This window comes from Streptomyces sp. NPDC018045 (genome assembly GCF_044327445.1).
Taxonomy (GTDB): domain Bacteria; phylum Actinomycetota; class Actinomycetes; order Streptomycetales; family Streptomycetaceae; genus Streptomyces.
Genome location: NZ_JBIRFL010000001.1, coordinates 814420 through 829864, shown reverse-complemented (window position 1 = coordinate 829864; position 15445 = coordinate 814420). Strand labels below are relative to the sequence as shown.

Genomic DNA, 15445 nt, shown 5'->3' with positions numbered 1-15445 from the left:
GAGAAACCATGGAAGCCGTCGTCGCGATCTTCGGACTCCTCTTCCTGCTGTTCGTCGCGGCCGGTGTCTTCGTCACGGTCAAGGCCGTCAAGGCGGCCAAGCGCGGTGTGGACCGCGGGGTGGCCCAGGCGCGCCGGACCGTCGAGGACACCACGCTCAGGGCCCGCGGACTCACCCAGCCCGGCGTGGCCGGCGAGTTGGCCCAGCTCCGGCTGTCGCTGCGCACGTCCATGCGGGCCACTCAGGACGCGCTGCACACCGGCGCCGAGCAGGACGCTTCGCTGACCGAGTCCCTGGGCCTCTTCGAGCGGCTCAGCGCCCACGGCCACGAACTGGACGACGAGCTGAAGCGGCTGGAGCGGGAGCCCGACAAGGCCAGCGTCGCGGCGCGGCTGCCCGAGCTGCGCGAGCGGACGGAGCGCATCACGCACTCCGCCGAGTCGCTGCGGTGGGCCGCCCGGGACCGGGCCCGGCAGTTCGCCGACGACGACCTGGCAGCGCTCGGCGAGCAGATCGACATGGAGGCCGGGGCGCTGCGGCACTGGTCGAAGGAGCCGCTGGAGGAGCGCATCGAGGCGTCCGGGGGCGCGTCGGCGGCCGGCGGTGAGGGGGCCGGGGCGTCCGGCGCATCCGCCGGAGGTGCGGTGGGGCGGAAGTCCTGGGGACCCGTCGGGGACGAGACGCCCGCCATCACGGCCCGGGATCCGCGTACACAGCCTTCGTACGCGTGGCAGAAGGCACCGCGTACGGAGCGGACGACCTGATCGTGGGGCGGGCGGGCTGACGTCGGTCGGGTGGCCCGTTGCCGGGTGGTGGGGTGGTCTGGCCCGGGCGGGCTGTCTGAGGCCGGTGGGGCGGGTTGCCTGAGGCTTGATGCCGGTTGGGAGGCGGCCTGGGGGGGGCGGCTGGGTGCGCGGCCTGAGTGGTCTGGGCGGGGTTGTCTTACGTCGATGGGGTGGCCCGGCGCCGGTCGGGCGGACGGACTGGTGCGGCTGGGGCGGCGCGGCTTGGGCGTCGCGGTGTCGAGGCGGGGAACCGGCAGCCGCTTCCGGCGCGTCTTCGGCCCAGGACGGAGGATCTTGGGAGGGGCCCGCACTGTCGGCCTCCGGGATCCCCGGATAACCTCCCAGTCATGTCCCGCCATGTCGCGATCGTCACCGATTCAACGGCCTACCTGCCGCGGGCGGCACTGCGGCGCCACCGGATCACGGCGGTGCCACTCACCGTCGTCCTCGGCGACGAGGCACTGGAGGAGGGCACCGAGATCTCGGCGAGATCGGTCGCCCAGGCCCTGCAGAAGCGCAAGTACGTGACGACTTCGCGGCCGAGCCCCGAGGCCTTCGCGGCCACCTACCGGGACCTCGTCGAGGCGGGCGCCGAAAGCATCGTTTCGCTGCATCTGTCCTCGGAGTTCTCCGGCACGTACGACGCGGCGGTGCTGGCGGCCGGCGACGCACCCGTACCGGTGCGGGTCGTGGACACCGGCATGGTCGCCATGGCGCTCGGCTTCTGCGCCCTGGCCGCGGCCGAGGCGGTGGAGTCCGGCGGCAGCCTGGACGAGGCGGTGGCCGCGGCCGAGAAGCGCGCCGAGCAGACCTCCGCCTACTTCTACGTCGACACTCTCGACTATCTGCGGCGGGGCGGCCGGATCGGGGCGGCGCAGGCGCTGCTCGGCTCCGCCCTCGCGGTCAAGCCGCTGCTCCAGCTCGCCGAGGGCCGGATCGATCTCCTGGAGAAGGTCCGTACGGCTTCCAAGGCGATCGCGCGGCTGGAGGAGATCGCCGTGGAGCGGGCCGGCGAGGCGCGGGTGGACATCGCCGTGCACCACCTCGCGGCGGCCGAACGGGCGGACGCTCTGGCGGAACGGCTGCGCGAGCGGGTGCCGGGGCTGGCCGAACTGCACGCCAGCGAGGTGGGGGGAGTGATCGGGGCGCACACGGGGCCGGGGTTGCTGGGGGTTGTGGTCTCGCCGCGTTAGCGGGGGCGGGACGAGGGGAGTGGGTTCTTGGGGTGCGGAAGCGCTCCTTCGGGTGACGCGGTTATCCACAACAGGCCGGTTGTCCCCGGCTTTTGACGGCTCGCAGCGGGATCGGCGCGGAGTGCCTAACGTCGTTGGGCATGACGCAGCAATCACTCTCCGTGACTGATCCTCATGGGATCGCCACCGACCCTGAGCCTGGTTCCGTCCCAGGTCCCGGCCCCACCCCCGGCCCGGGGCCCGTCCCGGATCCCGGCCCCGGCTCCGGTCCCGACTTCACGCCTGGCACGGCCTTCCGCCGAAGGGCCGGGGCCGTGCGTGGCCGGGCCGCCCGGCGGGCGGAGGCCGCCGCAGCGGTACGTACGCGGGCCGAGGGCCTTTTCCGGGGGCCGCCTGATGTGGGTGGGCGAGCGAGCCCGACGGATGTGGACCCGCCGGGGAGCGGCCCGTCGTTTCCTGACGCGAACCTGACGGAAAGCGATGGACCGCTTCCTGACGCGGGCCAGACGGGCAGCGGCCCGATGGCTTCTGACGCGAGCCCGACGGGGGACGCGAGCCTGACGGGGAACGGCTCACCGCCTTATGGCGCAAGCCCGTCGGGAGGTGGCTCGCCGCCTTCTGACGCGAGCCCGCCGGGAAGTGGCTCACCGTCTCCCGGCACGAGTCCACCAGGCAGCGGCTCACCGCGCCCTGGCCGGGGCGTCGCTGGTGTCCTGACGGAGGACCGGCCTCGGAGTTCCACCGAAGGCGCTGGCCCCGGTCCTGCGGCCCGTCTGGGGCTCGCCGTGCGGGAGCGGCTGCCGCTGTGGGTGCAGTCGAGATGCGCGACCGACCCGAAGGCGCTGACTGCCCTGGTCGTGGTGTTGGTGATCGCGGTGGCCTTCGCGGCCCACCACTTCTGGGTGGGCCGGCCCGAGCCCGTACGTGCCCCGGCCGTCACCCGGTCCACGGCACTGCCGACCCAGGCTCCGGCACCGCAACCGCAGGTGGCGGCGCCGACGCCCGTAGGGGGGCCGCCAACTGCCGCGGGACGGCTCCTCGTGGTCGACGTGGTCGGGAAGGTGCGCCGTCCCGGAATCCACCGGCTGCCGCAGGGCGCCCGGGTCGCCGACGCACTGCAAGCGGCGGGCGGTCTGCTGGACGGTGCGAACACCCGGGGGCTGAACCGGGCCCGCTTGCTGACCGACGGCGAACAGATCGCCGTGGACGTCCCGGGGCCGGGGCCTGGGGCGGCAGGGCAGGGGGCGGGCGCGGCCCCCGGGGCGACCGGAGCGGGCCCCGGCGGTGGAGCGACCTCCGGCGGTACGGGTTCCCCCGGTGGTACGGGCGCCGGAGCCGCTCCCGTCAGCCTGAACTCCGCGACCGCGGAACAGCTCGACGGCCTCCCCGGCGTCGGCCCGGTCCTGGCCCGGCACATCATCGAATACCGCACCGCACACGGTGGCTTCACCTCCGTGGACCAACTTCGCGAAGTCAACGGCATCGGCGACCGCCGCTTCGCCGACCTGCGCCCCTTGGTCCAGCCATGACTCCGTCCCCCGCCACGCCACAACCACCGCCCCACCTCACCAACCCCAGCAGCCCTCACTCCCCACCCCACACCGCGCCCCATGCAGCGCCTCACACCGCGCCCGGCGCCATCACTGCACCGGCCGACACCTCCGGGGCCGCCACTCTCGACAGTGCCGTCCCCGACGCCGCCACCCCCGACAGCACCGTCCCTGGCATCACCCCCCTCGGCATCACCACCTCCGACACAGCCACCCCCAACACAGCCGTCCCGGACACGGCCACCTCCGACCTCGCCACCTCCCACACCACCACCGGCCGATCCCCCCTCCACGCAGCGGCATCCTCCCCCTACGGGTCCGCCGACCCCCGTCGGCCGGACGAAGCCGTCGATCTTCGTCTGGTGGGGCCCGCGTCGGCCGCGTGGGGAGCGGCGGCGTTGGCCCTGGGGTGGTCCGGCGGCTCGGTGGCGGCGGCCGGCGCCGGGGCGGCGGCGCTGGCGGCGATCGTGGTGGTCGTCGCGGTCCGTCGGCCGGAACGGCGGACCGCCGGGGCCTTGATCGCCCTCGCCGCGGTGCTGCTGGGCGCGGTGGCCGGAGCCGCGTCCGCCGCTCTGCACGCGGCGGACGTACGACGCGGCCCGCTGCCGGAGCTCGCGCGCCGGCATGCCCAGGTCACGGCCGAGGTGGAGCTGACCGGCGATCCTCGGCTGACTCGGCCACGAGTGAGCGGAGCCCGGCAAGCGCCTCCGGCCGTCGTGTTCACCGCGGAGGCGCTCCGTGTCGCCGCACGGGACGGTACGGTCACCGCGACCCGCACCCCCGTACTGGTCGTCGTGCACCGTACGAAGCACCTCGTCGACTGGCAGCGCCTCCTGCCCTCGACCCGTGTCCGCCTCACGGCCCGCGCGGCGCCGCCTCTCCAGTCGGCCGACCGGGCCGCGGCCGCCCTACGGGTCACCACGGGCCCAGGGCCTCAAGTGGTCGGCACACCCGACGCGTTGCAGCGACTCGCCGGAGATCTGCGGGCCGGACTGCGGGAAGCCAGTGACGGCCTGAGCCCCGATGCCCGTGCTCTTCTGCCGGGCCTGGTGGTCGGTGACACCGCGCGCGTCCCACCCGACCTCGACGACGCCTTCCGCACCACCGACCTGACCCACCTGCTCGCCGTCTCCGGCAGCAACCTGACCATCCTGCTCGTCCTGCTCATCGGCCCGCCCCACCTCGCCGTACGGGCCGAACGCCGCGGTCTGGCACCGATCCTGGGCCTCTCGCTGCGCGCCACCGCCCTCGTCGGCGGCTCGATCGCCCTCGCCTTCGTCATCGTCTGCCGCCCCGACCCCAGCGTGCTGCGCGCCGCCGCCTGCGGCCTGATCACGCTGCTCGCCATCGGGACGGGCCGCCGCCGTTCCCTCGTCCCCGCGCTCGCCGCCGCCGTACTGGTACTCGTGCTCTACGACCCCTGGCTCGCCCGGAGTTACGGCTTCCTGCTCTCCGTACTGGCCACCGGCGCCCTGCTCACCCTGGCTCCCCGCTGGAGCGCGGCTTTGCAACGCCGCCGGGTGCCGCCCCGCCTCGCCGAGGTGCTCGCCGCCGCGGCCGCGGCGCAGGCGGTCTGTGCCCCGGTCGTCGTGGTACTCGCCGCACGCGTCGGCCTCGTCGCCATCCCCTGCAACCTGCTGGCCGAGCCGGCCGTCGCCCCGGCCACCGTCCTGGGCTTCGCCGCGCTCGCCACCGCTCCGTTCGCCCCGCCCCTGGCCCATGCACTGGCCTGGTGTGCGAGCTGGCCGACCGAGTGGATCGCCGGCGTCGCGCGTACGGGAGCGGGCCTGCCCGGCGCGGAGCTGGACTGGCCGGGCGGGTGGGCCGGCGCGCTGCTCCTGGCCGTGGTGACGGTGGCGTTCGTCCTGGTGGGGCGGCGGTTGCTGCGCCGCCCCTGGCTGTGCGTCCTCGGCGTCCTGACATTGCTCGTGGCCATCCTGCGACCGGTTCCGGTCACCCGCGTCATCACCGGCTGGCCACCTCAGGGCTGGCGTGCGGTGGCCTGTGACGTGGGGCAGGGCGACGGCTTGGTGATCGCGGCCGGGGAGGGCACCGCCCTGGTCGTGGACACCGGCCCGGAGCCGGACGCCATCGACCGCTGCCTGACCGACCTGGGCGTACGCAGGATTCCGCTGCTCGTCCTGACCCATTTCCACGCCGACCACGTCAGCGGACTGCCCGGTGTGCTGCGCGGGCGCTCGGTCGGCGCCATCGAGACCACCACTCTGCCCGAACCGCCTGGTCAGGCAGCCTTCGTGCACCGCACGGCAGCGGCCGCGGGCGTACCGGTGACCGGCTCCACGCCGGGGGAACGACGCAGCCTCGGCCCGCTCACCTGGCAGGTCCTGTGGCCGCCTGCCGCCGACCCCGGCCACCCCTTCTCCGCACCCGCCTCGCGCGCCGTCGAAGGCCCCAACGACGCCAGCGTCACGCTGCTGCTGCGCACCTTCGGCCTGACCTTTCTCCTCCTCGGCGACCTCGAACCGATCTCCCAGCAAGCCCTGTCGAGCGCGCTCCCCGACCTGCCCGCCGTGGACGTCCTCAAAGTCGCGCACCACGGGTCCGCCTACCAGGACCCGCGGCTGATACGCCGCCTGGCGCCGCGCGTCGCCCTGATCAGTTGCGGCGCCGGCAACCCGTACGGTCATCCGGCGCCACGCACCGTACAGACGCTGCGTTCCCAGGGGGCCCGGGTGCTGCGTACGGACACCGACGGCGCCATCGCGGTGCTGGGCGGCCGGGACCGGCTGACCACAACCGTCAGGGGCGGCAGACGGAGCCCGGCACGCCCGCCTGGTCGGCGCAGGGCACGTGCCGGTTCTTGCACAGGATGTTCTACGCCGTGCCGGAGCCCATGAACGCCCGGAACGTCGCGGCGAGCGAGCCGTCCGCCGGCTGCCCGTACGTGTACAGGTACTCCACCGTCCAGAAGGGATAAGTACGTTGTTCACCGCGCAGTGGCTCAAAGGTGAGCTTGTCGACGCCGGCCCGGTCGTTGTCGACCATGCCGAGCGGGAGGATCCCGACGAGCCGGCTCGCCGCCTTGACGATCCCGACGAGCCGGCCTGCCGCCTTGATGGTCCCGACCCGCCGACCCGCCGACCCGCCGACCCGCTGCCTTCCGGTAGAGGAGACGCGCGGCGATGTCCGGCACGGCTTCGGCATCCCGTCACCGGAGGTTCATCGGTCGTCCGCGCGGTCGGTGGCCACGGCGGGGCCGGCGTACGCGGGCAGCCCCGGAATCAGGATCTGTAAACTCCAGAAATATGAGGATGAGCGAGGGCGTCGAATGGGCCCTGCACTGCTGTGTGACCCTGGCCTCGCTCGGCGACGAGCGGCCCGTGTCGACAGCCCGGCTGGCCGCCTCCTTCGATCTGCCCCAGGCCTACCTGAACAAGCGCCTCCAGGCCCTGGCCCGGGTCGGCATCCTGACCTCGACCCCCGGCGCCCGCGGCGGCTTCCGGCTGGCCCGGCCGCCCGAGCGGATCTCCCTGATGGATGTCGTCGCCGCCATCGAGGGCACCGACGACGCCTTCCGGTGCACCGAGATCCGCCGCCAGGGCTCCGGCGCCGAAGCACCCGACCGGGACTTCCGCCGCCCCTGCGGCATCTCCACCGCGATGCGCCGGGCGGAGCTGGCCTGGCGCCGCGAGCTCGCCAAGCAGACCGTCGCCGACCTCCTGGCCGGCGCCCCGGGACCGGCGGTGGAGCGTACCCGCCGCTGGTTCGCGACCGAGAGGACGAGTACCTGATGGACTCCCGGCAGACCCGGTCGTCCCGGCCGGCCCCGCAGGAACCGCCGGCCCCCCAGGCGCCGCAAGCGAGCGGCGGAGCGCCTGCCGTCCGCTCCTCGGAAGCCGAGCGGATGCGCGCCGAGCCGCTCGACCAGGCCCGTACCGACGCCTACCTCCGGCGCATCGGCGCCGCCCGCCCGGCCGTTGCCGACGCCGAGGCGCTGCACGACCTGCACCTGCGGCATCTGCGGACGGTCCCGTTCGAGAACCTCTCGGTCCACCTCGCCGAGGACGTGACCCTGGAGTACAAGTCGCTGGTGGACAAGGTCGTCGGTGCCTCGCGCGGCGGCTTCTGCTACGAACTCAACGGCGCCTTCGCCGCCCTGCTCCGCGCCCTCGGTCACCGCGTCGAACTCCTCGCCGCCCGCGTCTTCGGCCCCGAGGGCCCCGGCATCCCGTACGACCACCTCGCGCTGCGCGTCCACACCGGCGACGGCCGGGGCGGGCCGTGGCTCGCCGACGTCGGCTTCGGGAGGAACAGCCAGTTCCCGCTGCGCCTGGACAGCCGCGACGAACAGCCCGATCCCGCCGGGGTGTTCCGCATCGAGGAGACCGCCGAGGGCGACCTCGACGTCCTGCGGGACGGCGTGCCCCAGTACCGCATGGAACAGCGGCCGCGCGCCCTGGCCGACTTCGCGGCGGGCTGCTGGTACCACCGCACCTCGCCGGAGTCGCCCTTCACCCGGTCGCTGGTCTGCTCCCGGCTGACGGAGACCGGCCGCGTCACGCTCTCCGGCCGTACGCTCGTGATCACGGACGCCGACGGCCGGGAGGAGCGCGAACTGACCGAGGACGAGGTGCTGCCCGCCTACCGTGCCCACTTCGGCATCACGCTGGAGCGGATACCGGAGCTGCGCGGCTGACGCGTCACTCGGCCTCCAGCCAGCCCTCGTACTCGTCCGCCAGGGCGTCCAGCTCCGCCGCGTCGTGGCGGCCTGTGGGATCTTCGACGACCACCAGCCACTGGGCGTCCTCGGCGTCGTCCTCGCCCGCCAGGGCGTCCCGGACGAGCTGGGGTTCCTCCGTGACGCCGAAGCGCTCGGCCAGCGCTTCGGCGACCTCCTCGGCGGAGTCGCGGTCGGGCAGCACCAGAACATGTCGTACATCGCTCACCCGGTCATTGTCCGGCAGCGCGGGCCGGGGACCGAACGCCGCTGTCGGTGGGGCGTGGGATGCTGGACCACGATGGCCAGGAAAGCAGCACACGACGACCCGCTCACCCCGCTCACGCTCGCCGTGGGCCAGGAGGACCTGCTCCTGGACCGCGCCGTGCAGCAGGTGGTGGCGGCGGCCCGCGCCGCCGACGCGGACACCGATGTACGCGACCTCACGCCCGACCAGCTCCAGCCCGGCACGCTTGCCGAGCTGACCAGCCCCTCGCTGTTCGCCGAGCGCAAGGTCGTGGTGGTCCGCAATTCCCAGGACCTGTCCGCCGACTCGGTCAAGGACGTCAAGAAGTACCTCGGCTCCCCGGCCGAGGAGATCACTCTCGTGCTGCTGCACGCCGGCGGCGCCAAGGGCAAGGGCCTGCTGGACGCCGCCCGCAAGGCCGGTGCGCGGGAGGTCGCCTGCGCCAAGATGACCAAGCCCGCCGACCGCCTCGCGTTCGTGCGCGGCGAGTTCCGTACGGCGGGCCGCTCCGCCACCCCGGAGGCGTGCCAGGCGCTGGTGGACGCGATCGGCAGCGACCTGCGCGAGCTGGCCTCGGCCTGTTCGCAGTTGGTCGCCGACATCGAGGGCACCATCGACGACGCCATCGTGGCCCGCTATTATCGCGGCCGCGCCGAGGCGTCCAGTTTCACCGTCGCGGACCGTGCCGTGGAGGGCCGGGCCGCCGAGGCCCTGGAGGCGCTGCGCTGGGCCATGTCCACGGGCGTCGCGCCCGTCATGATCACCAGCGCGCTCGCCCAGGGCGTCCGCGCCATCGGCAAGCTGGCCTCCGCCCCGCGCGGCGCCCGCCCCGGCGACCTCGCCCGCGAGCTGGGCATGCCGCCCTGGAAGATCGACCGGGTGCGGCAGCAGATGCGCGGCTGGTCGGCGGACGGCGTCGCGACGGCGCTGCGTGCGGTGGCCGAGGCCGACGCCGGCGTCAAGGGCGGCGGCGACGATCCCGAGTACGCCCTGGAGAAGGCCGTCGTCACCATCGTCCGCGCGGCCCGCTCCCGCTGACCGCACCGGGACCGGCCGGTCCTGCGGGGGGCGGTCCTTGTGGGGGGGGCGTCCTTGCCGGTCGGTCCTGCGCGGATCGGCCCTTACGGGGCCGGGCCTCCGGGGCGGTCCCTGCGGGGCTGGGCCTTACGGGCTCGGGTCTCCACAGGCCGGTCCTTGCGGAATCGGTCCTTCAGAGGCCGGTTCTCCCGTGACCGATACCGCACCGGCCCCGCAGACCCGCACGGGCCCGCCATGCCTGCCCGCCCCGCAGCCCCCGACAGGCCGGCCGAGCCTGCCCGCCCCCGACAGGCCCGCCGTGCCATCCCACCCACACCCATCCACCCCCGTACCCCTCCCCGCCCCCACCCCGTACCCCGGGCGGGAGCCCCGCCCCCTCCCCACACGACAACGGACCCCGCATCACCCTGGGGAAGAGTGACTGCGAGGTCCGTCGTCTCAAGCTGTGTGTGCGCCGTACCCGCGTGGCGAACGCTGGCCGTGTGCGGCGCGGTGGTGCACCGGAAGGAGCGGAGAGAGGGGCCGCTGAGCCCTTACCGGCAGAGGTGAAGCGTCAAGAACGAGGTCAGGCCTTGAGGGCCGCGACCTTCTTGGCCAGCGCCGACTTCTTGTTGGCGGCGGCGTTCTTGTGGATGACACCCTTGCTGACGGCCTTGTCCAGCTTCTTGGCGGCCTCGGCCTGGGCGGTGGCGGCCTTCTGAAGGTCACCGGCCTCCACGGCCTCACGGGTGCGACGGATGGCGGTACGCAGAGACGACTTCACAGCCTTGTTGCGCTGACGAGCCTTCTCGTTGGTCTTGATCCGCTTCATCTGGGACTTGATGTTCGCCACGAAAGAGCCTTTTCAGGTTCGTTGGAATTTCGAGTTGCGCCTCGTACCAGAGAGCACAAAGCGCAGTGGACCAGGCTACCAGCAGCCTCCTCGGCCTCCCAAACCGGACCAGAGCCGCCGCGCATGGGACCATGGGGGAGACGAAAAACAACCGAGTCCCGCCTACCCGCGTTCTCTGAATGGACCCTGCGTGCCCGCGACCCCTACGAACGTGCCGGAGCCGAGCCGTACCGACCCGGCTCTCCTCCGTAACTTTTGCATCATCGCGCACATCGACCACGGCAAGTCCACACTCGCCGACCGGATGCTCCAGCTCACCGGCGTCGTCGACCAGCGGCAGATGCGCGCGCAGTACCTCGACCGCATGGACATCGAGCGCGAGCGCGGCATCACGATCAAGTCCCAGGCGGTCCGGCTGCCCTGGGCCCGCTCCGACGAGGACGGTGGCGCGACCCACATCCTCAACATGATCGACACCCCGGGCCACGTGGACTTCACGTACGAGGTCTCGCGCTCCCTCGCCGCGTGCGAGGGCTGCATCCTTCTCGTGGACGCCGCCCAGGGCATCGAGGCGCAGACCCTCGCCAACCTGTACCTGGCGATGGAGCACGACCTCCAGATCATTCCGGTGCTGAACAAGATCGACCTGCCGGCCGCGCAGCCCGAGAAGTTCGCCAAGGAGCTCGCCAACCTCGTCGGCTGCGAGCCCGAGGATGTGCTGAAGGTCTCCGCGAAGACCGGCGAGGGCGTCGCCGAGCTGCTGGACAAGGTCGTCCGTGACGTTCCGGCCCCGGTCGGCGTCAAGGACGCGCCCGCCCGCGCGATGATCTTCGACTCGGTCTACGACGCGTATCGCGGCGTCGTGACGTACGTGAAGGTCGTCGACGGCACGCTCGGCAAGCGCGAGCGGATCAAGATGATGTCCACCGGCGCCGCCCACGAGCTGCTGGAGATCGGCACGAACTCGCCCGAGATGAAGGCCGCCGACGGCCTGTCCGTGGGCGAGGTCGGCTACCTCATCACCGGCGTGAAGGACGTCCGCCAGTCCAAGGTCGGCGACACCATCACCCAGCTCACCAAGGGTGCCCAGGAGCCGCTCGGCGGCTACAAGGACCCGAAGCCGATGGTCTTCTCCGGCCTGTACCCGCTCGACGGGTCCGACTACCCGGAGCTGCGCGACGCCCTGGACAAGCTCCAGCTCAACGACGCCGCGCTGGTCTACGAGCCGGAGACCTCCGCGGCCCTCGGCTTCGGCTTCCGCGTCGGCTTCCTGGGGCTGCTGCACCTGGAGGTCATCCGCGAGCGCCTGGAGCGCGAGTTCGGCCTCGACCTGATCGCCACCGCCCCCAACGTGGTCTACCGCGTGGACATGGAGGACGGCGCCGAGCACGAGGTCACCAACCCCAGCGAGTTCCCGACCGGCAAGATCGACAAGGTGCACGAGCCGGTCGTCCGGGCCACGATCCTGGCGCCCAGCGAGTTCATCGGCGCGATCATGGAGCTGTGCCAGAACCGCCGCGGCAACCTGCTCGGCATGGACTACCTCTCCGAGGACCGGGTCGAGATCCGCTACACCCTTCCGCTCGCCGAGGTCGTCTTCGACTTCTTCGACCAGCTCAAGTCCAAGACCCGCGGTTACGCCTCGCTGGACTACGAGCCCACCGGCGAGCAGGCCGCCGACCTGGTCAAGGTCGACATCCTGCTGCACGGCGACAAGGTCGACGCGTTCTCCGCGATCTGCCACAAGGACAAGGCGTACGCGTACGGTGTGCGGCTGGTCGCCAAGCTGCGCGAGCTGATCCCGCGGCAGAGCTTCGAGGTCCCGATCCAGGCCGCTATCGGCAGCCGGGTCATCGCCCGTGAGACGGTCCGCGCGATCCGCAAGGACGTGCTCGCCAAGTGCTACGGCGGTGACATCTCCCGTAAGCGGAAGCTGCTGGAGAAGCAGAAGGAAGGCAAGAAGCGGATGAAGATGGTCGGCAGCGTGGAGGTCCCGCAGGAGGCCTTCATCGCCGTGCTGTCGTCCGACTCCGACGGCGACTCCAAGGGCAAGAAGTAGGCCGGTGGTCCCCAGGCTGCGGTAGTCCCCGGGGCTGCCATGGCCCCGCCACTTCCTCAGCCCCCGGCCGGTCCGGCCGGGGGCTGAGTGCTGCCGCCGGGCGGTCGCCGGACCGGACCGGCCGGCTGTCCGGTGCGGTACGGGATCCGCTCGGCTGTCCGGATCCGCACGGCTGTCCGGTGCGGTACCGGTTCCGCTCGGCTGTCCGGATCCGTACGGCATCCGGGCGGTCGGCCGGGAAATCGGCGGTCAGGCGGTTTCCGGGACGCGTCGGCCGCCGTTGTCGTGGGTGGCAGCGGTGTTCCGGGCGGCCCAGAAAGCTCGTCCGGGCGGCATGAGTGCCGTACCGCCGAGGAGGCCGCGCCAGAAAGGGATACGCATGAAGTACACCAAGGCCGCCGCGCTGCTGGCCGGGGCCGCGCTGTCCGTGGGTGTCGCCGCACCCGCCTCCGCCGACGAGTCGGGGGCGGAGAAGTTCAGGAGCGGTGTCACCGGGACGGTCGGGGGTGCGCAGAAGGCCGTCACCACCGTCGGTGACGGTCTGAAGAAGCTCAACGGCGCGCTGCGGGGCGACGAGCGGATCGGCCACATGGTCGGCGACTCGGCCGCCGTGAACGCGCCCAACGCCGACGGCATCGGCATCCAGGAAGCCTCACTCCGCCGCTGACCCTGCCGTCCGTCGCCCGCGCTCCCGCCTCGTCCCGCGCGCCCCGCCCCGGCCCGTCCGGGCGCGCACCCGGCGGCCGGGGCTCCGGCCGGAGTGCGGGTGACGGCGCGCAACCACATCCCACGATCGGCTCACCCGGACTCCCACGTTCGGCGTACGGTACGTCCGCACCGGCCCCGGCCGACTGTTCCGGCAGCCCGCCGAAGGCGCCTCTCCTACCCGCTCCGGCCGACATATGTACAGCACATGCACCGCATTGGTCTCATCGTGAACCAGTCGGCCGCAGCCCCTTACGCCATGGCGCAACGCGCTCTAGTCTGATCACTGCTCGAAGGTTACTCGCGAGTCACCAGCAACGTAGCGGGCCCCGGAGGATGCCGTGACGGACACCCAGACGCTGATCGAGAACCGGCCACCTTCCGTGGCGACCCTCTTCCTGGAGCGTGTCGCAGCCACCCCCGACCACGAGGCGTACCGCTACCCGGTGCCGCCCGCCGAGGGCCGGGGGCCCGACGACTGGAAGGTGCTGAGCTGGGCCGACGCCGCCCAGCGGGTGTACGCGGTGGCCGCCGGACTGATCGCGCTGGGCGTCCGGCCCGAGGAGCGGGTGGCGCTCGCCGCCAGTACCCGCGTCGAGTGGATCCTCGCCGACCTCGGCGTGCTCTGTTCCGGCGCGGCCACCACGACCGTCTACCCCAGCACCAACGCGGAGGAGACGGCGTACATCCTCGCCGACTCCGGCAGCCGCGTACTGATCGCCGAGGACGCGGGGCAGCTCGCCAAGGCCCGGGAGAAGCGCGCCGACCTGCCGGAACTGGCCCATGTCGTAGTGATCGACGAGGCCGCCGCGCGGTCCGCCGACGGCGACCCGGAGGACTGGGTGCTCTCCCTCGCCGAGCTGGAAAAGCGCGGCGCCGCCCACCTGGAGAAGCACCCGGACTGTGTGCGGGAGCAGGTCGCGGCGTTGCGCGCGGACCAGCTCGCGACGCTGATCTACACCTCGGGCACCACCGGCCGGCCCAAGGGGGTCCGGCTGCCGCACGACTGCTGGTCGTACATGGCCCGGGCCATCCAGGCCACCGGCCTGGTCACCGAGGACGACGTGCAGTACCTCTGGCTGCCGCTGGCGCACGTCTTCGGGAAGGTGCTGACCGCCGGGCAGATCTCCGTCGGGCACGTGATCGCGGTGGACGGCCGGGTCGACAAGATCATCGAGAATCTGCCGGTGGTGCGGCCCACCTACATGGCGGCCGTGCCGCGGATCTTCGAGAAGGTCTACAACGGGGTGGTGACCCGGGCCCGGGAGGGCGGCGCCGCCAAGTACAAGATCTTCCAGTGGGCGGCGGGCGTGGCACGGGAGTACGCCAAGACCTCCCAGGACAACTTCCGCCGCACCGGCAACGCCTCCGTCCCCTTCGCGCTCGGCGCCAAGCACAAGATCGCTGACGCGTTGGTGTACGCCAAGCTGCGCGAGGCCTTCGGCGGCCGGCTGCGCGCCGCGGTCTCCGGCTCCGCGGCCCTCGCCCCCGAGATCGGCTACTTCTTCGCCGGTGCCGGCATCCACATCCTGGAGGGGTACGGCCTCACCGAGTCCAGCGCCGCCAGCTTCGTCAACCCCGGCGCGGCGTACCGCACCGGCACGGTCGGCAAGCCGCTGCCCGGCACCGAGGTGCGCATCGCCGAGGACGGCGAGGTGCTGCTGCGCGGGCCCGGCATCATGGAGGGCTACCACGGGCTGCCGGAGAAGACGGCCGAGGTGCTGGAGTCGGACGGCTGGTTCCACACCGGCGACATCGGCGAGCTGTCCCCGGACGGCTATCTGCGGATCACCGACCGCAAGAAGGACCTGATCAAGACCTCCGGTGGCAAGTACATCGCGCCGGCCGAGGTCGAGGGGCAGTTCAAGGCGGTCTGTCCGTTCGTCTCCAACGTGCTGGTGCACGGCGCCAACCGGAACTTCTGCACCGCGCTGATCGCCCTCGACGAGCCGACGATCATGGGCTGGGCCGCCGAGCACGGCCTCCGGGGCACGGCGTACGCCGAGGTCGTGAGCGCCCCGCAGACCCGCGAGCTGATCGAGGGGTATGTGGAGCGGGTCAACGAGGGGCTCCAGCGCTGGCAGCAGATCCGCAAGTTCCGGCTGCTGCCGCGGGACCTGGACATCGAGCACGGCGAGGTGACACCCAGCCTCAAGATCAAGCGGCCGGTGGTGGAACGCGCCTTCAAGGACCTGCTGGAGGAGATGTACGAGGGCGCCCGCGAGGCGTAGCGACGGCGCCCGTGAGGCGCGGCGGCCGCCCTGGCTCCGGGCGGCAGGGCCACCGACGACCGCCGGTGGCCCTGCCGTCCGCAGCCCGGACCGGCGCCCGCACCAGGGACTGTGAGCGCGACCGGGG

13 protein-coding genes are annotated in these 15445 nt (G+C 72.7%); 10 read left to right on the top strand and 3 right to left on the bottom strand.

Annotation, left to right across the window (positions count from 1 at the left end; translation table 11 throughout):
* Window positions 1-8 precede the first annotated feature (8 nt).
* From ACH4EB_RS03560 to ACH4EB_RS03545, 4 genes are all read left to right on the top strand, one after another.
* Entirely contained in the window at window positions 9-764 is a 756-nt protein-coding gene (locus ACH4EB_RS03560) for a hypothetical protein (RefSeq protein WP_398345605.1), read from the top strand.
* A 368-nt stretch (window positions 765-1132) separates the two neighbouring features.
* Window positions 1133-1978 carry a DegV family protein gene (locus tag ACH4EB_RS03555; RefSeq protein ID WP_398345604.1) on the top strand — a complete coding sequence of 282 codons (846 nt, stop codon included), beginning with the start codon at window positions 1133-1135 and terminating at the stop codon, window positions 1976-1978.
* Window positions 1979-2763: 785 nt separating this feature from the next.
* On the top strand, window positions 2764-3507 hold the full coding sequence (locus ACH4EB_RS03550) for a helix-hairpin-helix domain-containing protein (RefSeq protein WP_398345602.1): 744 nt from the start codon (window positions 2764-2766) through the stop codon (window positions 3505-3507).
* Window positions 3504-6386 (top strand): ComEC/Rec2 family competence protein, encoded by a 2883-nt coding sequence (locus tag ACH4EB_RS03545; protein WP_398345601.1) that lies wholly within the window; start codon window positions 3504-3506, stop codon window positions 6384-6386. The genes ACH4EB_RS03550 and ACH4EB_RS03545 overlap by 4 nt, the downstream gene beginning before the upstream one ends.
* Here the strand turns inward: ACH4EB_RS03545 and ACH4EB_RS03540 are convergent.
* Window positions 6364-6693 (bottom strand): hypothetical protein, encoded by a 330-nt coding sequence (locus ACH4EB_RS03540; RefSeq protein ID WP_398345600.1) that lies wholly within the window; start codon window positions 6691-6693, stop codon window positions 6364-6366. The two genes, ACH4EB_RS03545 and ACH4EB_RS03540, sit on opposite strands and share 23 nt — an antisense overlap.
* A 101-nt stretch (window positions 6694-6794) precedes the next feature.
* Here ACH4EB_RS03540 and ACH4EB_RS03535 point away from each other — a divergent pair, with 101 nt between their 5' ends.
* Window positions 6795-7280 (top strand): RrF2 family transcriptional regulator, encoded by a 486-nt coding sequence (locus ACH4EB_RS03535; protein ID WP_398345598.1) that lies wholly within the window; start codon window positions 6795-6797, stop codon window positions 7278-7280.
* Between the two features lie 113 nt (window positions 7281-7393).
* A complete protein-coding gene (locus ACH4EB_RS03530) occupies window positions 7394-8185 on the top strand; it encodes an arylamine N-acetyltransferase (RefSeq protein ID WP_398345744.1) in 792 nt (263 codons plus the stop codon).
* A gap of 4 nt (window positions 8186-8189) precedes the next feature.
* Here ACH4EB_RS03530 and ACH4EB_RS03525 read toward each other — a convergent pair whose 3' ends face one another.
* Window positions 8190-8435 carry a hypothetical protein gene (locus ACH4EB_RS03525; RefSeq protein ID WP_398345596.1) on the bottom strand — a complete coding sequence of 82 codons (246 nt, stop codon included), beginning with the start codon at window positions 8433-8435 and terminating at the stop codon, window positions 8190-8192.
* 72 nt (window positions 8436-8507) lie between these two features.
* Between ACH4EB_RS03525 and holA the strand changes: the two genes are divergently transcribed.
* Window positions 8508-9491, top strand: a complete 984-nt coding sequence (gene holA, locus ACH4EB_RS03520) for a DNA polymerase III subunit delta (protein WP_398345595.1) — start codon at window positions 8508-8510, stop codon at window positions 9489-9491.
* Window positions 9492-10056: 565 nt separating this feature from the next.
* Here the strand turns inward: holA and rpsT are convergent.
* A complete protein-coding gene (rpsT, locus tag ACH4EB_RS03515; protein WP_030023016.1) occupies window positions 10057-10323 on the bottom strand; it encodes a 30S ribosomal protein S20 in 267 nt (88 codons plus the stop codon).
* Window positions 10324-10513: 190 nt separating this feature from the next.
* Between rpsT and lepA the strand changes: the two genes are divergently transcribed.
* From lepA to ACH4EB_RS03500, 3 genes are all read left to right on the top strand, one after another.
* Complete coding sequence (gene lepA / locus ACH4EB_RS03510) at window positions 10514-12382, top strand: translation elongation factor 4 (RefSeq protein ID WP_398345594.1); 1869 nt, start codon at window positions 10514-10516, stop codon at window positions 12380-12382.
* A 379-nt stretch (window positions 12383-12761) separates the two neighbouring features.
* Complete coding sequence (locus tag ACH4EB_RS03505; protein WP_398345593.1) at window positions 12762-13049, top strand: hypothetical protein; 288 nt, start codon at window positions 12762-12764, stop codon at window positions 13047-13049.
* Window positions 13050-13428: 379 nt separating this feature from the next.
* Window positions 13429-15318 carry an AMP-dependent synthetase/ligase gene (locus ACH4EB_RS03500; protein WP_398345592.1) on the top strand — a complete coding sequence of 630 codons (1890 nt, stop codon included), beginning with the start codon at window positions 13429-13431 and terminating at the stop codon, window positions 15316-15318.
* The last annotated feature ends 127 nt before the right edge of the window (window positions 15319-15445 follow it).

Coding starts and splice junctions, on each gene's coding strand:
- ACH4EB_RS03530 (WP_398345744.1), top strand. CDS start 7,394: ATGCGCGCCGAGCCGCTCGACCAGGCCCGTACCGACGCCTACCTCCGG.
- ACH4EB_RS03560 (WP_398345605.1), top strand. CDS start 9: ATGGAAGCCGTCGTCGCGATCTTCGGACTCCTCTTCCTGCTGTTCGTC.
- holA (WP_398345595.1), top strand. CDS start 8,508: ATGGCCAGGAAAGCAGCACACGACGACCCGCTCACCCCGCTCACGCTC.
- ACH4EB_RS03545 (WP_398345601.1), top strand. CDS start 3,504: ATGACTCCGTCCCCCGCCACGCCACAACCACCGCCCCACCTCACCAAC.
- ACH4EB_RS03540 (WP_398345600.1), bottom strand. CDS start 6,693: ATGCCGAAGCCGTGCCGGACATCGCCGCGCGTCTCCTCTACCGGAAGG.
- ACH4EB_RS03535 (WP_398345598.1), top strand. CDS start 6,795: ATGAGGATGAGCGAGGGCGTCGAATGGGCCCTGCACTGCTGTGTGACC.
- ACH4EB_RS03555 (WP_398345604.1), top strand. CDS start 1,133: ATGTCCCGCCATGTCGCGATCGTCACCGATTCAACGGCCTACCTGCCG.
- ACH4EB_RS03505 (WP_398345593.1), top strand. CDS start 12,762: ATGAAGTACACCAAGGCCGCCGCGCTGCTGGCCGGGGCCGCGCTGTCC.